The organism is Streptomyces sp. NBC_01013, from assembly GCF_045162765.1.
Taxonomy (GTDB): domain Bacteria; phylum Actinomycetota; class Actinomycetes; order Streptomycetales; family Streptomycetaceae; genus Streptomyces.
In genome coordinates this window covers 2,524,845-2,545,236 of record NZ_CP108687.1, presented here as the reverse complement: position 1 = coordinate 2,545,236, position 20,392 = coordinate 2,524,845, and the positions used below count along the sequence as shown (strand labels likewise).

General features: G+C 70.4%; 17 protein-coding genes. 8 read left to right on the top strand and 9 right to left on the bottom strand.

Annotated elements, in window-relative coordinates; genetic code table 11:
- Positions 1-25 precede the first annotated feature (25 nt).
- Positions 26-676, top strand: a complete 651-nt coding sequence (locus OG538_RS10595; RefSeq protein WP_406092392.1) for a response regulator — start codon at positions 26-28, stop codon at positions 674-676.
- A gap of 8 nt (positions 677-684) precedes the next feature.
- Here the strand turns inward: OG538_RS10595 and glgX are convergent, their stop codons facing one another.
- Positions 685-2,949: a glycogen debranching protein GlgX gene (glgX, locus tag OG538_RS10590; RefSeq protein WP_406092390.1), complete on the bottom strand. Its 2,265-nt coding sequence runs from the start codon at positions 2,947-2,949 to the stop codon at positions 685-687.
- A 153-nt stretch (positions 2,950-3,102) separates the two neighbouring features.
- On the opposite strand from glgX, the gene OG538_RS10585 reads away from it, so the two are divergent.
- On the top strand, positions 3,103-4,335 hold the full coding sequence (locus OG538_RS10585; protein WP_406092388.1) for an Ig-like domain-containing protein: 1,233 nt from the start codon (positions 3,103-3,105) through the stop codon (positions 4,333-4,335).
- Between the two features lie 270 nt (positions 4,336-4,605).
- Entirely contained in the window at positions 4,606-5,859 is a 1,254-nt protein-coding gene (locus tag OG538_RS10580) for an Ig-like domain-containing protein (protein ID WP_406092386.1), read from the top strand.
- A gap of 274 nt (positions 5,860-6,133) precedes the next feature.
- Here the strand turns inward: OG538_RS10580 and OG538_RS10575 are convergent, their stop codons facing one another.
- The 4 genes from OG538_RS10575 to OG538_RS10560 all read right to left on the bottom strand — a co-directional run bounded on the left by OG538_RS10575 (position 6,134) and on the right by OG538_RS10560 (position 11,942).
- Positions 6,134-7,201 carry a hypothetical protein gene (locus OG538_RS10575; protein WP_406092384.1) on the bottom strand — a complete coding sequence of 356 codons (1,068 nt, stop codon included), beginning with the start codon at positions 7,199-7,201 and terminating at the stop codon, positions 6,134-6,136.
- Between the two features lie 486 nt (positions 7,202-7,687).
- Entirely contained in the window at positions 7,688-8,353 is a 666-nt protein-coding gene (locus tag OG538_RS10570; protein WP_406092382.1) for a 4'-phosphopantetheinyl transferase, read from the bottom strand.
- Complete coding sequence (locus OG538_RS10565) at positions 8,350-9,198, bottom strand: metallophosphoesterase family protein (protein WP_406092380.1); 849 nt, start codon at positions 9,196-9,198, stop codon at positions 8,350-8,352. Before OG538_RS10565 ends, OG538_RS10570 begins: the two co-directional genes overlap by 4 nt.
- Positions 9,199-9,233: 35 nt before the next feature.
- Complete coding sequence (locus tag OG538_RS10560; RefSeq protein ID WP_406092378.1) at positions 9,234-11,942, bottom strand: AAA family ATPase; 2,709 nt, start codon at positions 11,940-11,942, stop codon at positions 9,234-9,236.
- 263 nt (positions 11,943-12,205) lie between these two features.
- On the opposite strand from OG538_RS10560, the gene OG538_RS10555 reads away from it, so the two are divergent.
- Positions 12,206-12,820, top strand: coding sequence for a TetR/AcrR family transcriptional regulator (locus OG538_RS10555; RefSeq protein ID WP_406092376.1), 615 nt, complete (start codon positions 12,206-12,208; stop codon positions 12,818-12,820).
- Between the two features lie 55 nt (positions 12,821-12,875).
- On the opposite strand, the gene OG538_RS10550 is transcribed toward OG538_RS10555, so the two are convergent.
- The 4 genes from OG538_RS10550 to OG538_RS10535 all read right to left on the bottom strand — a co-directional run bounded on the left by OG538_RS10550 (position 12,876) and on the right by OG538_RS10535 (position 16,274).
- Complete coding sequence (locus OG538_RS10550; RefSeq protein WP_406092374.1) at positions 12,876-13,145, bottom strand: PqqD family protein; 270 nt, start codon at positions 13,143-13,145, stop codon at positions 12,876-12,878.
- A gap of 395 nt (positions 13,146-13,540) precedes the next feature.
- A complete protein-coding gene (locus tag OG538_RS10545) occupies positions 13,541-14,305 on the bottom strand; it encodes a thioesterase II family protein (RefSeq protein ID WP_406092372.1) in 765 nt (254 codons plus the stop codon).
- Between the two features lie 103 nt (positions 14,306-14,408).
- Positions 14,409-14,642 (bottom strand): acyl-CoA carboxylase epsilon subunit, encoded by a 234-nt coding sequence (locus OG538_RS10540; RefSeq protein ID WP_406092370.1) that lies wholly within the window; start codon positions 14,640-14,642, stop codon positions 14,409-14,411.
- Between the two features lie 21 nt (positions 14,643-14,663).
- Positions 14,664-16,274, bottom strand: coding sequence for an acyl-CoA carboxylase subunit beta (locus OG538_RS10535; RefSeq protein ID WP_406092368.1), 1,611 nt, complete (start codon positions 16,272-16,274; stop codon positions 14,664-14,666).
- Positions 16,275-16,818: 544 nt separating this feature from the next.
- Between OG538_RS10535 and OG538_RS10530 the strand changes: the two genes are divergently transcribed.
- The 4 genes from OG538_RS10530 (at position 16,819) to OG538_RS10515 (ending at position 20,197) form a co-directional block, all read left to right on the top strand.
- The gene (locus tag OG538_RS10530) at positions 16,819-17,685 is read left to right on the top strand and encodes an ACP S-malonyltransferase (RefSeq protein WP_406100053.1); all 867 of its coding nucleotides are present in this window, start codon (positions 16,819-16,821) and stop codon (positions 17,683-17,685) included.
- 113 nt (positions 17,686-17,798) lie between these two features.
- A complete protein-coding gene (locus OG538_RS10525) occupies positions 17,799-18,662 on the top strand; it encodes a sugar phosphate isomerase/epimerase family protein (RefSeq protein ID WP_406092366.1) in 864 nt (287 codons plus the stop codon).
- A 99-nt stretch (positions 18,663-18,761) separates the two neighbouring features.
- Positions 18,762-19,991, top strand: a complete 1,230-nt coding sequence (locus OG538_RS10520; protein WP_406092364.1) for a cytochrome P450 — start codon at positions 18,762-18,764, stop codon at positions 19,989-19,991.
- Between the two features lie 11 nt (positions 19,992-20,002).
- A complete protein-coding gene (locus OG538_RS10515) occupies positions 20,003-20,197 on the top strand; it encodes a ferredoxin (protein ID WP_406092362.1) in 195 nt (64 codons plus the stop codon).
- Positions 20,198-20,392 lie beyond the last annotated feature (195 nt).

The following is a 20,392-nucleotide window of genomic DNA, read 5'->3' as shown; positions in this document are numbered from 1 at the left end:
CGCCGGCACAGTACGGTGGAGCGCCATGGACCGGGAATCCGCACGCGTCATCACGCTGATCGTCGTCGACGACCACCCCGTCGTACGGGACGGGCTGCGCGGCATGTTCGAGTCGTCGACGGATTTCCGGGTGCTCGGTGAAGCGGCCGACGGAGTCGAGGGCGTCGGCATGGCCGTCCGGCTCGACCCCGACGTCGTCCTCATGGACCTGCGGATGCCGGGCGGCGGCGGAGTCGCGGCGATCACCGAACTGACCAGACGCGGCGTACGTTCCAAGGTCCTGGTCCTCACCACGTACGACACCGACTCCGACACCCTGCCCGCCATCGAGGCGGGCGCCACCGGCTATCTGCTCAAGGACGCGCCGCGCGACGAGCTGTTCACCGCCGTCCGCGCCGCCGCCGACGGCCGCACGGTCCTCTCGCCCGCCGTCGCCTCCCGGCTGATCTCACGGGTGCGCACCCCCGTCGCGCCCGGCCACGAGGCGCTGTCCGCGCGCGAGCGCGAGGTCGTCGGACTCGTCGCCCGGGGGACGTCGAACCGCGAGATCGCCGCGGAGCTGTTCATCAGCGAGGCGACCGTGAAGACCCATCTCACCCATGTCTTCGCCAAACTGGGCGCCAAGGACCGCGCCGAGGCCGTCGCGGTCGCCTACGAGCGCGGCATCCTCGGCTGACCTCCCCGTTACGACCTCACCCGTAGCAGCAGCACCGCCCTCGCCGGCACCGTGAAGACCGTACCGCCCCGGTGGACCGTGCCGGGCGCGGCGGACTGGTCCTCCCGCGAGGTGTCCAGGACCAGCTCGTACGCGTCCGCCCACGGTGGCCCCGGCAGCAGGAAGTCGGCGGGCCGGTGCCCGGCGTGCAGGACCGCCAGGAAGCTGTCGTCCGTGACCTGTTCGCCCCGGGCGTCACGGCCGGGGATGTCACGGCCGGAAAGGTAGAGCCCGACCGTGGCGGCCGGTGCGTACCAGTCCTCCTCCGTCATCTCCGCCCCCTGCCGGGTGAACCACGCCAGGTCCCGGAGCCCGTCCGGGGCCTGGGCCCGGCCGGCGAAGAACGCCCGGCGGCGCAGCACCGGATGGGTGTGGCGCAGCGCGAGCACCCGGGCCGTCAGCTCGGTCAGTTCCCGCCACTGCGGCTGCTCCAGCAGCGACCAGTCCACCCAGCCGATCTCGTTGTCCTGGCAGTAGGCGTTGTTGTTGCCGCCCTGGGTGCGGCCCATCTCGTCGCCCGCGACGAGCATCGGCACCCCGGTCGACAGCAGCAGCGTGGTGAGGAGGTTGCGCAACTGGCGGCGGCGCAGCGCGTTGACGTCGTCGTCGTCGGTCTCCCCCTCGGCCCCGCAGTTCCAGGAGCGGTTGTCCGATGTTCCGTCCCGGTTGCCCTCGCCGTTGGCCTCGTTGTGCTTGTGCTCGTAGCTCACCAGGTCGCGCAGGGTGAAACCGTCGTGCGCGGTGACGAAGTTGACCGAGGCGTACGGCCGCCGGCCGCCCCACGCGTACAGGTCGCTCGACCCCGTCAGCCGGTATCCGAGATCGCGTACGTCGGGGAGGGCGCCACGCCAGAAATCGCGCACGGCGTCCCGGTACCGGTCGTTCCACTCGGTCCACAGCGGTGGGAAGGCTCCCACCTGGTAGCCGCCGTTGCCGACGTCCCACGGCTCGGCGATCAGTTTCACCCGGCGCAGCACCGGGTCCTGGGCGATCACCGCGAGGAACGGCGACAGCATGTCGACGTCGTGCATCGAGCGGGCCAGTGCCGCCGCCAGGTCGAAGCGGAAACCGTCGACGCCCATCTCCGTCACCCAGTACCGCAGTGAGTCGGTGATCAGCCGCAGCACGTTCGGCTGTACGACGTGCAGGGTGTTGCCGCACCCCGTGTAGTCCGCGTATCTGCGCGCGTCGGACTGGAGCCGGTAGTAGCCGCGGTTGTCGATGCCGCGCAGCGACAGCATCGGGCCCAGTTCGCCCGCCTCGGCCGTGTGGTTGTAGACGACGTCGAGGATCACCTCGATCCCGGCGTCGTGCAGGGCGCGGACCATCCGCTTGAACTCGCCGACCTGCTCTCCCGCCGTGCCGCTCGCGGAGTATCCGGCGTGCGGGGCGAAGTAGCCGATCGAGTTGTAGCCCCAGTAGTTGCGCAGCCCGCGCCGCAGGAGATGGTCCTCGTGGGCGAACTGGTGCACCGGCAGCAGCTCCACAGCCGTCACCCCCAGGCGCCGCAGATGACCGATGGCCGCCGGGTGCGCGAGACCGGCGTAGGTGCCCCGCAGCTCCTCGGGGATGCCGGGGTGGCGCGCGGTGAAGCCGCGGACGTGCAGCTCGTAGATGACGGAGTCGGCCCACGGCGTCTTGGGCCGCCGGTCCTCGGCCCAGTCGTCGTCATCGTGGACCACCACCCCCTTGGGGACGTGCGGAGCGGAGTCCCGTTCGTCGCGCACGGTGTCCGCTACCTGCTGCTCGGGCCAGTCCCTCACATGGCCGTACACCTCCGCCGGAAGGGTGAAATCGCCGTCCACCGCCCGGGCGTACGGATCGAGCAGTAGTTTCGCCGCGTTCCACCGGGCGCCCGTCCACGGGTCCCAGCGGCCGTGGACCCGGTAGCCGTAGCGGTGGCCGGGCCGCACGCCGGGCACGAAGCCGTGCCAGATCTCGTGGGTCAGCTCGGTCAGGGGGAGGCGGCTCTCGGTGCCGTCCTCGTCGAAGAGGCAGAGCTCGACGGCCTCCGCCCCGCCGGCCCAGAGGGCGAAGTTGGTCCCCGCGACCCCGTCGGGGCCCACTCTGAAGCGGGCTCCCAGGGGCGTCGGCGCCCCGGGCCACACGGCGGGCGGCGACAGGGCGGGCTCGACGGCCCGCCCGGATCCGGTCGCGGGCGCCCGCTCCACCGCCGGCCCGGGCGGGCCGGTACCCGTCCTCGGCACTGCCTCCTGCTCGGCTGCGCTCGACACCTGCTCGCCTCCCGCGGCTCGTGGGGACCGGCACCGTGAGGGAGTGCGCGGCGTCCCGGCCGCGGCTCCCCGAGTGGGGTCGTCCCCTCTGTTCTGCCCACGACGGGGCCCGCACTCACGTTTCCCCCGGACCGCCCGCGTCGTTGGGGGGACGTGAACCACGTAGCGAAGAAGGCAGGGGCGAGCCCGGCGACCGTGACGGCCCGGTCGGGACTGCTCGCCGTACTGGCCGTACTGGCGGTTCTGACCGGCTGCTCGGGTACGGATTCGATCATCGGCGGGAAACCCCGCTCGCCGCAGGAAGCCATCCGGATCACCCCGCGGGACGGGGCCGAGGACGTCGCGCCGGACAGCCGGGTCGAGGTGAAGGTCCCCGACGGGCGGCTGGAGAGCGTCGAGGTGACCCGGATCGAGGACGCCCAGGAGCAGAAGGTGCGGGGCCTGATCGCCGAGGACGGGCGCTCCTGGTCCCCGCAGGGGGTGGCCGCCCGGCTCGGGCTCGCCGCCAAGTACAGCGTCGACGCGGTGGCCGTGGACGGTGCGGGGCACCGGTCGGCCCGCCACACCACCTTTACGACGGCGGTCCCCGAACACCGCTTCATCGGGTACTTCAAACCGGAGAACCGGTCGACGGTCGGCACCGGCATGATCGTCTCCTTCCAGTTCAACCGTCCGGTGACCCGCCGCGCGGCCGTGCAGCGGGCCATCCGGGTGACCGCCGACCCGGCGGTCGGGATCGCGGGGCACTGGTTCGGCGACAAACGCCTGGACTTCCGCCCCGCCGCCTACTGGCAGCCGGGCACCGAAGTGACCGTCGAGGTGGGGCTGCGCGATGTGGAGGGGGCGCCGGGGGTGTACGGCAGCCAGCGCAAGACCGTCCGGTTCACCATCGGCCGGGAGCAGGTGTCCCGGGTGGACTCGGCCGCGCACACGATGGAGGTGCGCCGCGACGGGCAGCTCGTCTCCACCGTCCCGATCACCGCGGGCTCCCCGACGACGACCACGTACAACGGCAGGATGGTCGTCAGCGAGATGCACGAAGTGACGCGGATGGACGGGCGGACCGTCGGCTTCGGCGGTGAGTACGACATCAAGGACGTCCCGCACGCCATCCGGCTCACCGAGTCCGGCACCTTCCTGCACGGCAACTACTGGTCCGACGAGGACATCTTCGGCTCGACCAACGTCAGCCACGGGTGCATCGGGCTGCGTGACGTACAGGGCGGCAGCGGCTCCACCCCGGCCGGCTGGTTCTTCGACCGGACGCTGATCGGGGATGTCGTCGAGGTCGTCAACTCCAAGGACAAGAAGGTCGCTCCGGACAACGGCCTGGGCGGCTGGAACTTGGACTGGAAGCAGTGGAAGGCGGGTTCCGCGCTCCGCTGACCCCCGGGGCGTAGCCCGGTCCCTCATTGACGGCGCGGCACTCCCTGGGGCCGCGCCGTCCGCATGCCCGGTCGAGGGCGACCGCACCGCCCGCGACCTTGGCGAACTCCTGGTACGAGTTGGGACTGAACGGTGACAATCGTGGGGCGATCTACCCGCAGGCGGTGTGATTATCTTTCGCTGAGCGCGCATGTGCAGCGCGCGGGGGTGGGAGTCTTCGGGCTCCCGGGGCCTTGGCGGGGCCAGGCCGTGTGAGGGGAGACGACCACTTTGAACGGGCAGCCGATATCGGGGACATCGGCCGGGGCGGACAGCAGGAGGCGGGGGCGTGGGGCCACCGGGCTGCTGGCTCTGGTGCTGGGTGCGTTGCTGCTGCTGGTGACGGCATGCGGCGGGGGAGACACCGACGACGGGGGCAAGGGCGGCAAGACCGGCGGGGCGGGTGCCGCGGACACCAGCGCCTCGCAGGCCGTCGTGAACATCGTGCCGAAGGACGGGGCCGACTCCGTCGCCACGAACGGGGCACTGAAGATCTCGGCCGAGCAGGGAAAGCTCGCCTCGGTCAAGGTCTCCGACAGCAAGGGGGCGGAGGTCGCGGGGAAGATCGCGGCCGACGGCACGAGCTGGGAGCCTGACCGGCACCTCGCCTCGGCGACCAAGTACAAGGTCCACGCGGTCGCCAAGGACACGAAGGGCCGTGAGTCGGCGAAGGACACCACCTTCACCACGCTGGTCCCGCAGAACACCTTCATCGGGCAGTACACCCCGGAGGACGGGTCCACGGTCGGTGTCGGCATGCCGGTCTCGATCCACTTCACCCGGGGCATCACCGACCCGGAGTCCGTCGAGAAGGCCATCGAGGTGACGGCCGATCCCGCCGTCGAGATCGAGGGCCACTGGTTCGGCAACGACCGTCTGGACTTCCGCCCCGAGGACTACTGGGCCGCGGGCACCAAGGTGACCGTGAAGCTCAACCTCGACGGCGTCGAGGGACGCCCGGGGGTCTACGGCAAGCAGGCCAAGACCGTGTCCTTCACCGTCGGACGCCGGCAGGTCAGCACCGTCGACGCGGACTCGCACCGGATGAAGGTCGTCCGCGACGGCAAGCAGATCAAGGACGTTCCGATCTCGGCGGGCGCCCCGGCCACCACCACGTACAACGGCCAGATGGTCATCAGCGAGAAGCTCCGGGTGACCCGGATGAACGGAGACACCGTCGGCTTCGGCGGTGAGTACGACATCAAGGACGTGCCGCACGCGATGCGCCTGTCCACGTCGGGCACCTTCATCCACGGCAACTACTGGGGCGGCTCGGGCATCTTCGGCACCACGAACACCAGTCACGGCTGCGTCGGACTGCAGGACGCGCGCGGTGCCGGTGACCCGAGCACCCCGGCGGCCTGGTTCTTCAACAGCTCGCTGATCGGCGACGTCGTGATCGTCAAGAACTCCCACGACAGCACGATCCAGCCGGACAACGGCCTCAACGGCTGGAACATGAGCTGGTCGGAGTGGACCAAGTAGGACCCACCGCACCGACTCCCACGGGCCCGGTGCCGACGGACACGTTCCGTTGGTCACCGGGCCCGTCGGCGTCCGTGCGGCCCTGCCCGGCGTCGGCTCCCGGGACCTCGGAGTGGTCCCGGGAGCCGACGTCACCATGGGGAGCGGCGGCCGATGAGCGGTGCGCAGCGGTATTTCGGCCCGTATTCGATACGTGTGCGACGGTCCGGTTCGTCACGTGGGTGATGTTCCGGGCGGGTATGCAGAAAACGGGTCGCCGTCCGCGTTTACGGAGTTATCCGGGGGGATCGGGTTCTCTGCACGTTACGGAAGTCTGGGGCGGTGGAAAGGGATCGTCGACCAGGCCCGCCCGGGTCAGGTGAACGCCGGCCTGGAAGCGGCTGATGGCTCCCTGGTCATCCATGATTTCAGCAATGTGGCGACGGCAGGTACGGACCGATATACCGAGCCGTCGAGCCACCATTTCGTCCTTGTGTCCCATCGCCATAAGGCGCACTATCGACTTCTTCAGGGTATCGATGGTGTGCGGAGTTTCCTTCGCATCGGGAATGAGTGGGCTTGCGGAGTTCCACAGATTCTCGAATGCGGCGCAGGCGAACGCCACCATCGCCGGATCCCGCACGGCGGCCGCCGTCGTCACGCCGGCTCCCCGGGAGTGGCCGGGGGAGTGGAGCAGGACGAGGACCTCACGGTCGAAGGCGACGAGCGGATCGATCAGCTCGGCGCTGGTCCTGACCTCGGCGCCGCGCTGCGTCAACTCCCGCACCAGGGCTCGGGTCACCAGGTCGCCGCGTATGGCGTGCTGGTAGATCAGCCGGGCCCGCACCCCGCGGTCGAGCAGATCCAGCGCAATGGTCCGGGCGGCCGGGAAGGACTGGCAGGGGCGGGCGCCACTCGGCAGGACGAGGAGGATCTCCTCCTGGCAGCGGGCGCTCATCTCGCTGATCAGCGCGTGCAAGGCCGTGATGCCGGAGTGGTCGTCCGCAGGTGGAGGGGCCGAGGAGGGCGGGCCCGCCGCGTCCGGCCGGTTCTCCTCGTGGTCCGGGGAGCGGTCCTTACGACGGTCGCGCAGCCGCGCTCCGAGCGCCCGGGCCAGCTGTGCCCCGGTCTCCTCGGCGTCCACCGACGCGATGAGTTCGCCGTCGGACGCACCTGACCGGATCAGCCCCAGGAGGCGCAGCACCCGTTCCGCGCCGATCGACTGCTCAGGACTCAGGCTCAGACTCTCGGCGACGGCCTCGTGCTCGAGCCGGGCCGCCTCCCCGCTGAATCCCTGCGTCGAAGCGCTGTGGTCCAGTGGCGTGCATTCCCCGACCGAGCGGGACCCTCTGGCTGCCGGCATTCGCTGCTCCCCCTTTTGCCCGCAGGTAATTGGGCGTCAACTCTAGGGTATCTGGATGTCGTGAAGAGAAATGGAGCGTGAATTCGCTCACGAGTGATCCGAGGGTACGGCCATGCAGTGGAGAGAGGGGATACGGCGGGCGTCGGAAAGGTTGGAGAAAATTAACACAAGGGGGGTTCGAGGGGGTCGCTTCGGTGGTGCTGAGTCAGGGGGGAAACGCCTGGCCCGGAATTTCCTGCAGGAAAAAGCCGAGCAGGCTTGGTCGATCACGAGCGTAACCGAGGGGGTTGTCCACCCAACAGTATTTACTCAATTAATGCACTTCGTTTACTGTCCCTTTACTTGCGTTCGGATTGTGCCACCGTTTGGGCATGCCGCATGAAGGGAAGGGGTTTCCCGAGGATTTCGGCGGTCCGCCCCGGCCGGGATCGGACCGGCCGGGGCGGACGGGCGGGGGTCGGACCGGCGGCGGGCCGGTCGTTCACTTCACCCCGGCAGCGCGATCGCGGTCAGGGCGAAGCCGCGGCTGACGGTCCAGCGCCCCGAGAACGTGCCGTGACGCTGCCCCGCCACCTCGGGCCCGGGCACCAGCAGCCGTGCCGAGAACGTGCCCGCTTCCGGGTCGAAGTCGAGCTCCGCCTCGGTGAAGTCGAGCTCGCGCCGGGTCAGCGGATACCAGGTCTTGAACACCGATTCCTTGGCGCTGAACAGCAGCCGGTCCCAGTGGACATCCGGGCGGCGCCGGGCGAGTGCAGTGAGGGCGGCCCTCTCGCGCGGCAGGGAGACGACGTCGAGGATGCCGTCGGGCAGGGGCAGATTCCGCTCCGCGTCGATGCCCAGTGACACGGCGACCCCGGTCCGGGCGACCGCCGCCGCGCGGAAACCGAGGCAGTGGGTCATGCTGCCGGTCACGCCGTCCGGCCAGTCGATCGCGCCCCGCTTCCCCGGCACCAGTGGGGCCGGCGGCAGACCGAGCTTGTCCATGGCGCGCCGTGCGCACATCCGGACCGTGGTGAACTCGGCGCGGCGGCCCTCCACCGAGCGGGCGATCGCTTCCGCCTCCGCCGGAAAGAGTCCGTGGCCATCCGTGGGTGACAGATCGCCCAGCACACTCACGGCGGCCACCTCGGGGGGCAGCAGGATGTCGATCACGCGGGGGGCTCCGGTTCGTGGCGGGGCAGGATCTGCCGCAGCGGCGGGCGGGGCGGGCGGGCACGCCACTCCCGCGGGTATCCGATCGACACCTCCTCGAAGCGCACACCGTCGTGCCAGGTGACCCGGGGGATGTGGAGGTGGCCGTAGACGGCGGCCACCGCCCGGAAGCGCCGGTGCCAGTCGGCGGTCAGCTCCGTTCCGCACCACTGGGCGAACTCGGGGTGGGTGAGGATCCGGGTGGGGTCCCGCACCAGCGGATAGTGGCCGACCAGGACCGTGCCGTACCGGGGGTCGACGGCCGTGAGCCGTTCCTCGGTGAGGGCGGCCCTGGCCCGGCACCAGGCGTCCCGCGAGGGGTACGGGTCGGGGTGGAGCAGGTACTCGTCGGTGCACACCACCCCCGATTCGTGCGCCACGCGAAGGGACTCCTCCTTGGTGTGGGTCCCCGGTGCGCGGAAGGAGTAGTCGTACAGGACGAACAGGGGGGCGACGGTGACCGGCGCCTCCCCGCCGCGCCAGACCGCGTACGGATCCTCAGGGGTCAACACGCCGAGGCCCCGGCACAGTTCGACCAGGGCCTCATAGCGGGCCACGCCACGCAGAGCGACAGGATCGGCGGGATGGGTCCACAGCTCGTGGTTGCCGGGGGCCCAGACGACCTGGGAGAAGCGCTCCGAGAGGAGCTTCATCGCCCAGGCGATGTCCTCGAACTTCTCGCCGACGTCCCCGGCGACGAGCAGCCAGTCCTCGTCGGACTCCGGCCGGAGCGACTCCGTGATGCGCCGGTTCTCCGGATGCGCGATGTGCAGGTCACTGACCGCGAGCAGCTTTCCGTGGGTCACGGGGTCAGTCCTTCTCTCGGGATGCACCTGGCTCGTCAGACCGCTTCGGCCGTGGCGACCGTGAGGTGGAGGTCCACCGGAAGGTCCTGCCGACGCGTGATGTTGAGTTTGCGGTAGACGCGCGTGAGGTGCTGCTCGACCGTGCTGACGGTGATGTGCAGCTTCAGCGAGACCTCACGGTTGGTGTAACCGCTCGCCGCGAGGGTGGCAACCCGGCGCTCGGAGTCGCTCAGCTTGGTGTCGAGATCCGAGCGGCATTCCTCCGGGACGCTGGGCCGGTGCATCCGGTCCTCCGGACCGAGCTCCGGGGAGATCTCCTCGCACAGCGACTCGGCGCCGCACTCCCGGGCCAGGTTCCAGGCCCTGCGGAGCACCGCGTCCGCACGGGCGGGCTCGGAGACGGCCCGCAGGGAACGGCCCAGGGCGGCGAGCGAACGGGCCAGCTCCACCCGGTCGCCGGAGCGGCTCAGCTCGTCGACCGACTGATTGAGCAGGGCGAGTTGCTGGCGCGGGTCCGAGGTCACCGCGCGTAGACGCAAGCTGATGCCGCGTACCCACGGTCTGCGCGCGTCCGGGTCGGCGAACTGCTGCTCCACGAGCGCCTTGGCCCGCTGCGTCTCACCGAGCCGGAACAGCACGTCGGCCGCGTCCGTGCGCCACGGCAGCATGGCCGGGCGGTCCACGCCCCAGCTCTTGGCGAGCCGGCCCGCTTCCAGGAAGTCGCCCAGCGCGGCCTGGAGTTGATGTGTCGCCAGGAGGTACAGCCCCCGGGCGCGCAGGTAGGCCAGGCCGTGGGTGCTCTTGAACAGGGTGTCCGAGACGGGCTGGTGGAGCTGGCGGGCCACCGCCGCGTGGTCGCCCATGAGGGTGCGCGCCCGGATCAGGGTGGCTGTCGGGCTCCCGATGAACGCGCTGCTGCTCTGCTCGGGCAGGCAGTCCAGTGCCCGGCGCGCGTACTCCTCGGCGGCGTGCAGATCGCTCAGCCGCAGAAGCACCGCCGCGAGCGCCGAGGAGAACAGGGCCTGCCAGGCGGGAGCGTTCTGCCGCTCGGCTTCGGCGATCAGCTCCCGGCAGCAGGCGGCCGCCCGTTCGGGGTGGCCGAAGTAGGAGAGGGACCGGAGGGCGCGCATGACCGGTTCCAGCGTCTCGTCGGTGAGGACGGTCGTGCGCAGGAAGCGTTCGGCGACGGTGGCCTCCGCGCTGCTCTCGGTGCCGGGCGAGGGTCTTCCCTCGCCGGGTCCCCGCGGATTCTCGATCCGGATGCCGGGCGCGCCCGGAGCCTCGTCCGGGCGGGCTCCGTGGCCGGGGCCCTCGTGACTGCCGGCGCCGCTCGCCATGGTCTCCCGGAGGATCATGGACATCACTTCGGCGGCCTCGGCGATCCGGCCCTGGGAGGTGAGGAGGCCGGCCAGCGGTGCCAGGCGCTCGACGGCCAGCCGGCCGGAGCGCAGCACCGCGAGCGGGACGGACAGGTGCTTCTCCGCCCGTCCCGGATTGACCCGCCAGGTGACGGCCGCGAGCCGGGTCTTGATGTCGGCCCGCTGCTGCTCGTCATGGCTCAGTTCGTGGGCGAGTTCGAGTGCTTCCGTGGCCCGGGCGGGGTCGCTGCGCGTCAGCAGGTCCTCGGCGGCCTCCCGCAGTACGTCCACGGCCCAGGGAGCGGCGTCGAGCGATCCGCCCATGTGCCCGGCGGCGAGCAGATGTCTGGCGACCCGGGTGACGGATTCGTTCTCCAGGTGCAGGAGTTCGGCGGTGCGCAGGTGCAGACCGGCCAGCACGTCCGCCGGCACCTGGTCCAGGACCGCCCGTTCGGTGTGCGGGTGCGGGAAGCGGTGACCGTTGAGGATCCCGGAGGCGGAGAGCGAGGCGACCGACTGCGCCGCGGCGAACGCCGGCACGCCCAGGAGCCTGCCGGCGCGCTCCGGCGTGTACGCGTCGCCCAGCACGGCGAGTGCCGCCCCGAGGTCCAGCATGTGCGGGCCGTTGTGCCGCAGGCAGGTCAGGACGGCCTGCCCGAACAGCCCGCCCTGCTCGGGCCGGAAGGTGTCGGTGCCGGTCGGCGCCGAGCGGTACTCCTCCAGGAGGGCGCGCAGCAGCAACGGGTTGCCCCCGCTGATCGCGTGCAGTTCGCCCGAGAGCGCCTCGCGAGGAGTGGGGCCGTGGGAGCCGGCCGCGACGCGTCGGCATCCCTCGGGGCTCAGTCGCCGTAGCCGGATGCGCCGCACGTTGCGGCTGCGCAGCAACTCCGTACCGAAGGAGGCGTCCTGGCCGTCCTGGTGCAGGGGCGTCGTGAGCACGAGGAGCATCCTGGTGGAGCGACAGTGCCGGACGATGTGCTGGAGGTAGCGCAGGGACGCGCTGTCCGCGTGGTGCACGTCGTCGATGGAGATGACGACGGGCATGGCGGCGCTCAGCCGCTCCAGCGCCGCCTGGAACTCCCGCATCGCGCTGACCTGCGGCTGGCCGTCCGCCGCGGTGGAGACCTCGGGGAGCGCCCCCGCCGGAGCGTCTCCGGTCAGCTGTCGCATCAGGCCGAGCGGCAGTTCCCGTTCGGTCGGCGAGCCGAACGCCCGCAGGATCAGGTCCTCGCCCGTTCCGGTCCATTCGGTGAGAGTGTCGATGAGCTCACTCTTGCCGCATCCCGCAGCGCCCTCGATGAGGACGATGCGGGTCGCACCGCTCCGGCACTCGCCGAGCGCGGTGCGCAGTATCTGGACTTCTGGCTCTCTTTCAGCAAATTCCACTCTGTCCCCCGAGGCCCACGCTAAAGATTGACTTGTCCCGGCATTGGGAAATGCCCTGATGGAACACGTGTGGCGTATATGGAACGCGTGTGCGTACGCCACACGCCTCTGAGTGTGGCGCACGCTCGGCGTATCCTCTAGTGGCCACAAGTTGCACGCCCGGCGCGGCGCTGTTGCCTCCGCGGTCGGGGCAACGCTTCGCAGTTCCACGGAAGTTCGGTCGGTCTAAGATGCCCCGACAGCTTCGAGTCAAGGGTGGTGCTGTGGGTCACCGTGAAGATCTCCTGGAAGGCGCGAAGCGCTGTCTGCTGGAGAAGGGGTTCGCCCGTACGAGCGCGCGGGACATCGTGGCGGCGTCCGGAACCGCTCTGGCGTCCATCGGTTACCACTACGGTTCCAAGGACGCCCTGTTGGTGCAGGCCTACGTCCAGGCGATGCAGGAGTGGGCGGACGAGTTCGGGCCGGACACCGCGATCGGGGCCGACCTCGAATCTGCGGAGTCGACGATCGAGCGCTTCGAGATGGTCTGGAACCGTATCGTCGAGATCTTTCCGGAGCGCAAACCCCTCTGGGCGCTGAGTGTGGAGGTCGCCGTGCACGCGGAGAACCTGCCGCAGATGCGCCAGGGGCTCGCCAGGGCGCAGCCGTTCGGCTGGTCGGCGCTGGTGGCGCTCTTCCACGGCGTGAACGAGAGCGAGGTCGACGAACAGATGGCGGTCACCCTCGGCCAGTTCTACGCCGCGTTGCTCAACGGGGTGATGTCGCTGTGGCTGTTCTCGCCGGAGACCGCGCCCTCCGGGCGCGATCTGGCCGAGGCGATGCGGGCCATTCTGGTGCTGCACCAGGGTGCCGCCGTCGGTTCGGGCCCGGCCGCCTGAAGGGGGCGGGCCGGCCGGGTACCCGGGAGCGGGCGGGTGTCGCGCCGCGGCCCGCTCAGGGCTCGTCGCGGACCAGGCCGGCGTCCCGGAGCTCGCTCACCCAGATGTCCATATCGGTACGGGTGTTCTCGGGGTCCGTACACCACAGCTCGGCCAGCATCTCGGCCGCCGGGGCGAGTTGGCCGTTGTGCTGGCGCAAAGCGATCCACATGGCGGCGGCGACGGGGCTGCACCGGTAGCTGGTGCCGTCCGGCGCGGTGAGGAATTCGAGGTATCCGTCCTCGGTGACGCGTGAGGTGACGCCGTGCTCTGGTCGTACCGGCACTCTGGCCTCCGTTGTCGATAGCCGGTTGGTGACGGCCAACCATGAGGAGGAGGCGTGACCGTGTACGCGGGGTGGGGGGTGCGATGTCTTTCAGGCCGGTCCGTCTACGGGTGCCGGCCGGGTCATTGCCTCGCACATCGGCTCATGAGGGCAGGCTGCCCGATGCCGCGATAGACGTTAGTCTAGTACGGTCGTCTAGATTCTGGTGAGAGAAGTTCAACTCTGTCCGGAATGCATTGGCGCGTGCATGGACGGGCTCATGAAGCACGCCTGCCCCGGAGTTGACTCCAGGGCAGGCGTGCTTCATGAGCGGGGCGCCGGTCCCGGCGCCCCGCTCGGGACTCACCTGTGTGCGGCCGTGCGCGCGGGCCGGCCGGCCCGGCGCTGCCGGCCGCTCACGACTTCACGGTCAGTGCGCTCATGCGGGCGCGGATCAGGCCGAGGATCGTGGTCACGTGGGAGTCGAGGAAGAAGTGGCCACCGGGGAACACCTTCAGCTCGAACGACGCCGTGGTGTGTTCGCCCCACGATGCCGCCTCGTCGACGGTCACCTGCTGGTCGTTGTCCCCGGCGAGCGCCACGATGTCCATACCGAGCAGCGGTCCCGGCCGGTAGCGGTACGTCTCCGCGGCCTTGTAGTCGCTGCGGACCGCCGGGAGGATCATGCGCAGGATCTCCGGATCGGCCAGCACCGCGGAATCCGTCCCGCTGAGCTGGGTGATGTCGGCGATGAGGCGGTCGTCGTCCGCCAGGTGCACGGTCTCCTCGCGCACCCGGGAGGGTGCCCGCCGGCCGGAGACGAAGAGCGTGGCCGGCGGTGTTCCCGCAGCCTCCAGCCTCCGGGCCACCTCGAAAGCGAGCGTGGCCCCCATGCTGTGGCCGAACAGGGTCAGGGGGACGTCCCCCCAGGGGCGCAGCTCCTCGACGACGAGGTCGGCCAAATCCTCGATGTCCTCCACGCGGGGTTCGTTCCTGCGGTCCTGGCGGCCCGGGTACTGGATCGCGAAAACGTCGATCGCGGGGGACAGCGCCCGTGACACCGGGAAGTAGTAGGTGGCCGATCCGCCCGCGTGCGGGAAGCAGACCAGGCGGGCGGGGGCATCGGGCGCCGGGTGGAAACGCCGGATCCAGGGCCCGGTCTCCCGTGAGTCGTCCGTCATCAGTGCTCTACATCCTTCTGTCGCTGTCGCTGTCGCTGTCGCTGTCGCTGTCGGTCCAGGTCCGGTACGGCGCCGGGCTCGTCCGCGCCGCTGCCGGGGTGCCTCACCGGGCCGCCCAGCTGCCGGGAGGGCGGTAGTGAAGGGGTGCGCTCCACCGGGGGGCGGAGCAGGGACGTGCGTCCGAGCCGGCCGCCGGGGCGTGGCGCAGGCTCAGCAGGGCGGCGGTCACGGCGGCGATCTCCTCGGCGGACGGCACGCCGCCGAGGAAACGCAGCGCCGGACCGGTGCGGTCCGGACCGGCGGATGCGGTGGCCGGGGCGTAGGGGGCAGAGGTCATGGGCTCGTCACTCCTCGGGACTCAGGTCGGGGGGTTGCCGTGCTTGCGGGCCGGGACCTGTGCGTCCTTGGTCCGCAGCATCGCGAGGGAACGCACCAGGACCGAGCGGGTCTCGGCCGGGTCGATCACGTCGTCGACGAGACCGCGCTCGGCCGCGTAGTACGGATGCATCAGCTCCTGCTGGTACTCCTTGATCCGCTGTTCACGGGCAGCAGCGGGATCGGGTGCGGCGGCGATCTCGCGGCGGAAGACGATGTTCGCCGCGCCCTCGGCGCCCATTACCGCGATCTCGTTGGTCGGCCAGGCGAAGGACAGGTCGGCCCCGATGGAACGCGAGTCCATCACGATGTACGCACCGCCGTACGCCTTGCGCAGGATGACCTGGACGCGGGGAACGGTCGCGTCGCAGTAGGCATAGAGCAGCTTGGCGCCGTGCCGGATGATGCCCTGGTGCTCCTGGTCGGTGCCGGGCAGGAAGCCCGGTACGTCGACCAGCGTGACCAGGGGGATGCTGAACGCGTCGCACGTCTGGACGAACCGCGCCGCCTTCTCCGAGGCGTGGATGTCCAGCACTCCGGCCTGGGAGGCGGGCTGGTTCGCCACGATGCCGACCGTGTGACCGTCCAGCCGGGCCAGCGCGCAGATGATGTTGGTGGCCCATTGCGCGTGGACCTCGAAGAAGTCCTCGTCGTCGACGATCTCCCGGATCACCGCGCGCATGTCGTACGACTGGTTGGCGTGGTGCGGCACCAGGCTCAGCAGACTCTCGCACCGCCGGTCCGCAGGGTCGTCGGTCGGTTCCTCGGGTGGTAGTTCGCGGTTGTTCGCAGGCAGCAGCGAGAGCAGGTGCCTGACCTCCTCCAGACACTCCGCCTCGTTGTCGTACACGAAACCGGCCGCGCCGGAGACCGTCCCGTGGACCTCCGCGCCACCGAGCTCTTCGTGCGTCACGCGCTCGTTGGTGACGGCCTGGACCACGTCCGGCCCGGTGATGTACATCTGCGAGATGTCCCGCACCATGAAGACGAAGTCGGTCAGTGCCGGCGAGTAGGTGGCACCGCCCGCACACGGTCCGAGGATCACACTGATCTGCGGGATCACACCGGACGCCCGCACGTTGCGGCGGAAGATCCCGCCGTACCCGGCGAGCGCCGTCACACCCTCCTGGATCCGGGCCCCGGCCCCGTCGCTCAGCCCCACCAGCGGGGCGCCGGACGAGATCGCCAGATCCATCACCTTGTGGATCTTCTGCGCATGCGCCTCGCCCAGCGAGCCGCCGAAGACCCGGAAGTCGTGCGCGTACGCGAACACCGTGCGACCGTGCACCTGGCCCCATCCGGTGATCACCCCGTCCCCGCTCGGGCGCCGGTCCTCCAGGCCGAAGCCGGTGGACCGGTGCCGCCGCAGCGACTCGACCTCCTGGAACGTACCCGCGTCGAAGAGCAGCTCCAGTCGCTCCGGAGCAGTCAACTTGCCCCGGGCGTGCTGTTGTTCGGTGGACCGCGGGCCCATCCCCTCGCGCGCCGCGCTCTTCAGCTCCGCCACCTGGGCCACCAGCGAGCGCAGATCAGGCCCGGGCGGCGCAGAGCTGCCGCCACCACTGTTCGACGGGGCGTCCTGAATCGCTGTCATGGTCCCACCCATCCTTGGCTCGACGGTGCGCGGTGGCTTGCTGCACCGGCGCCGGAATCCGGATAACCGTCCCTCATTGAAGACCCGGCGCGGTCCTCGTGCCCTCCCCTAAGTTGTCCGGCACCCCCCTAAAGGGCCGACCCGTCATCCCTGGCGGGACAGCCCGAACCCCCGCACCACCTGCGGACGGGCCCCGGCCCGATCACCGGCCCGGCCGGCGCGGACACGGGACCCTTAGGGGCTCTACGGGGCATCGGCGGGTGGAAGCGAAGTCCCTTTACGCCGTCCGTACGGTGGGCCGCCGCGCCTTCACGGCCGAGGGGCGTCAACGGAATTGGGACCCGCGAACCTTAGGGGTTTTGGCGGCGGCGGGCAGACCTCAGCCTGGAGCCCGACCGGTTCGGAAACGAAGCGCCCGACGGGCTGAGCGCGCCGGGACGACGTGCTGAAGGGCAGGACACCCATGAGAGACGACTTCCGTACCGGAGGTGCGCTGGTCTTCCCCGGCATGAGCCCCACGCGCTTCCAGGACTCGGCCAAGTTCATGCTGGTCAACCCGGTGGCCCGCCGGCTCGTCGCCGAGGCCGACCACGCACTCGGCTACTCGCTCGTCGACCGCTACCGCGAGACCGACGGCGACTACAGCGAGTACGCGCAGGTCGCGTTCCTCGTCAACTGCCTCGCCCTCGCCACCTGGGCGCAGGACCGGTTCGACCCGGAACCCGCGCTCTGCGTCGGACCCAGCTTCGGCGGAAAGACCGCGGCGGCCCACACCGGCGTCCTGGACTTCGCCGACGCCGTCCGCCTGACCGCCGGCTGGGCCAGGCTCCTGGAGTCCTGGTTCGCCGAGAACCACCACGACGTCGTCACCCATTCCTTCACCCGCGTCCCGCGCCCCGAACTGGACCGGGTGCTCGCCGAACTCGACGAGCGCGGCGAGTGGTACGAGATCTCCTGCCACGTCGACGAGGACTTCTACATGGTGTCGCTGCGCGCGACCGTGCTGGAGTGGCTCGGCAAGCGGCTGCGTTCGGTCGGGGGTCTGCCCCTGTACACGATGCGCCCGCCCATGCACGCGAGCGTCTTCGCCCCCCTGCGTCAGCGGGCCGAGGAGGAACTCTTCGCCCCGCTGACCTTCCACGACCCCCGGATCCCGGTCGTCGCCGACCAGGACGGCACCCTGCTGACCACCGGCGACCAGGTCCGCACCATGCTGCTGGACGGCTTCGTCCGCCCGGTTCGATGGCCTGCCGTCGTCGAATCCCTGCGCCGGCACGGCGTCGGCAAGCTGTACGTCGCGGGTCCGGACAGCCTCTTCGGCCGGGTCCCCGTCACCACCAGGAACTTCGACGTGGTGGCCGTCGACCCGCGGACGGCGCTGCGGCCCGTCCCCCGGAGCCTCGCCGCCTGAGCGCGGCCCGGTTGCCCCGGACCCGAGCAGTTTCCACGGACGCGCCCAGGCCGGCGCCGCGTCCTGCCACCGGCACCAGGACCGGCCGCGGACTTTCGAGCGAGAGGTACACCATGACCCTTCTGACCAGGACCGACCTGGGATTCGCCTATCTGCAGCTGACCGGGTCGGTCTGGCAGGAGCCGGTGCGGTACACGCTGGAGGAGCGGCTGGCGGCGCTGGCCGAGAACAACTGTGTCTCGATGGGCATGGCCGTCGAGGAGCTGGAGTCCTTCCTGGCCGACCACTCGGCGGACAAGCTGCGCGGCCTGCTCTCCGAGTACGGGGTCCGGCTGCACGAGCTGGAGGTCCACTTCGGCTGGAACGCCGGTCCGGAGGAGAGCGGCCCTGCCCTGGAGTCGGAGACCCGCCTCTTCGAGCTGGCCGTGCTGGCCGGCATTCCCGCCGTCAAGTCGTGTGCCGTCTACCCGCCCGGCGTGGAGATGCCTCCCACGGAGGTCCTCACCGAGCGCTTCGGCGCGATGTGCGACCGTGCCGCCGCGCGCGGACTGAACATCTCCCTCGAAGCCATGGCCGTGATGCCCGGCTTCACCTACCAGGTCGCCTCCGACATCATCGTGGCCGCTGACCGCCCGAACGCCGGTCTGCTCATCGACATGTGGCACCTCTTCCGCGACCCGACGGGCCTCGGCGCTGTCGACCAGCTCACGGGTGCGCAGATCGCGGCCGTCGAGTTCGCGGACGCCCCGCGCACCCCGTCCCCCGACGTCATGAACGAGGTCCTCAGCGGGCGTCTGCTGCCCGGCGAGGGCGACTTCGACATCACTGCGCTGCTGCACACGCTGGACGCCAAGGGCGTCGACCTCACCCCGTCGGTGGAGGTCCTCTCCGCCGATCTGCGCGCCCTGCCGCTCAGCGAGAACATCGCCCGCACCGCCGCGGCCGTGCGCGCCTCCATCGAGAAGGCCCGCGGCTGACAGCGCGACCCCTCACGGCCTCTCCCGCGACAGGGAGTGACTCCCCGTCGCGGGAGAGGCCGTAACCCACCGAGCGCAGAGACCTCTGGAGAAGGAACCATGTCCGATCTCGTCGACGCATGCCCGCACGCCCAGCCCCGCCCGTTCCCCCTGGAGCGCACCGGCTGCCCCCTCGACCCCGCCCCGCAGTACGCGGAGCTGCGGGAGACCGAGCCGGTCTCCCGGGTCAAGCTCAAGTTCAACGGCCGCGAGGCCTGGCTCCTCACCCGGTACGAGGACGTCCGGCAGATGCTGGTCGACCCGCGGTTCAGCTCCAACATGGCCGACCCCGGCTATCCGCTCCAGTTCCACTTCCCCATGGAACTGCTCGGCAAGGTCAAGCCCGCCCTGCTGCACATGGACCCGCCGGAGCACACCGCTCACCGCATGATGCTGATGCCGGAGCTCAGCGTGAAGCGCGTCGAGGCGATGCGGCCGCGTACCCAGGAGATCGTCGACGAGTGCATCGACGCGATGCTGGCCCAGGGCGGCCCGGTGGACCTGGTCTCCATGCTGTCCATGCCCGTCCCCTCCATCGGTATGTGCGAGCTCACCGGCGTTCCGCACGAGTCGCGTGACCTGTTCCACCGCTGGGTCACCCTCCTCGTCACCCAGGGCAGCGCCGAGGAGCACGCCTCGGCCAACGCCGAGGTCGAGGTGCTGCTCTACGAGCTGATCGCCGAGCGGCAGAAGAACCCCGGCGACGACCTGATCAGCAGCCTGCTCCAGCGCAACGACCAGAAGAAGGAACTGGAGCCGTCCGACATCAGCGCCCTGGTCCGGGCGATGATCGCCGCCGGCCACGAGAGCACCGTCAACGGCATCACCATGGGTACCCTCGTCCTCCTCCAGCACCCCGAGCAGGCCGACTGGCTCCGCGAGCACCCCGAGCTCTCGGGACAGGCCGTCGACGAGCTCTCCCGCTACTCCAGCATCTCCGACCACGGCACCGTCCGCGTCGCGCTGGAGGACGCCGAGATCGGCGGGCAGCTGATCCGCAAGGGCGAGGGCGTCATCTGCTCGCTCTCCGCCTCCAACCACGACCCGGCGGTCTTCAAGGACCCCAACACCCTGGACCTGACCCGCCGCGAGGCGCGCCACAACGTGGCGTTCGGCTTCGGCCGCCACCAGTGCGCGGGCCAGATGCTCGTCCGCATGCAGCTGGAGGTCGTCTTCACGACCCTGCTGCGGCGCATCCCCGGACTGCGTCTCGACGCGGCCCTGGACGAACTGCCCTTCAAGGCCAACGCCCTCATCGACGGCGTCCACGAGCTGCCGGTGACCTGGTAAAGGAGAATTCCATGCGTGTGATCGTCGACAAAGAGCGTTGTGTCGCGGCGGGGTCCTGCGTGATCACCTCGCCCGCCGTCTTCGACCAGAACGAGGACGACGGCAAGGTGGTGCTGCTGATCCAGACGCCTGACGAGACGCTGCGCGACGAAGTCCTGGAGTCCGTCAACGTCTGCCCGGTCGGGGCGCTGAGCGTCGCCGACTGAGAGCTGTCCCGCATTTCCTGGCGGGCGAACGCTCTCGGGCATCGACCACCCCCCCCGGAAGCCGGGGCACGGACCCACTCCCCTCCGGGCCCGTGCCCCGGCCGCTCCGGGGCCTCCGCACATTTCCGAAGCGTCCGGCTCCCCGTCGCGTGACGGCGCCGGCGCCCGCCCACCCACACCCGAAAGCGACGTTGG

What these genes read in the sequence shown, in the direction of transcription:
- OG538_RS10520 (WP_406092364.1), top strand. Translation starts at nt 18,762, where the DNA reads ATGTCCGATCTCGTCGACGCATGCCCGCACGCCCAGCCCCGCCCGTTC.
- OG538_RS10530 (WP_406100053.1), top strand. Translation starts at nt 16,819, where the DNA reads ATGCTGGTCAACCCGGTGGCCCGCCGGCTCGTCGCCGAGGCCGACCAC.
- OG538_RS10545 (WP_406092372.1), bottom strand. Translation starts at nt 14,305, where the DNA reads ATGACGGACGACTCACGGGAGACCGGGCCCTGGATCCGGCGTTTCCAC.
- OG538_RS10525 (WP_406092366.1), top strand. Translation starts at nt 17,799, where the DNA reads ATGACCCTTCTGACCAGGACCGACCTGGGATTCGCCTATCTGCAGCTG.
- OG538_RS10515 (WP_406092362.1), top strand. Translation starts at nt 20,003, where the DNA reads ATGCGTGTGATCGTCGACAAAGAGCGTTGTGTCGCGGCGGGGTCCTGC.
- OG538_RS10535 (WP_406092368.1), bottom strand. Translation starts at nt 16,274, where the DNA reads ATGACAGCGATTCAGGACGCCCCGTCGAACAGTGGTGGCGGCAGCTCT.
- OG538_RS10595 (WP_406092392.1), top strand. Translation starts at nt 26, where the DNA reads ATGGACCGGGAATCCGCACGCGTCATCACGCTGATCGTCGTCGACGAC.
- OG538_RS10540 (WP_406092370.1), bottom strand. Translation starts at nt 14,642, where the DNA reads ATGACCTCTGCCCCCTACGCCCCGGCCACCGCATCCGCCGGTCCGGAC.
- OG538_RS10575 (WP_406092384.1), bottom strand. Translation starts at nt 7,201, where the DNA reads ATGCCGGCAGCCAGAGGGTCCCGCTCGGTCGGGGAATGCACGCCACTG.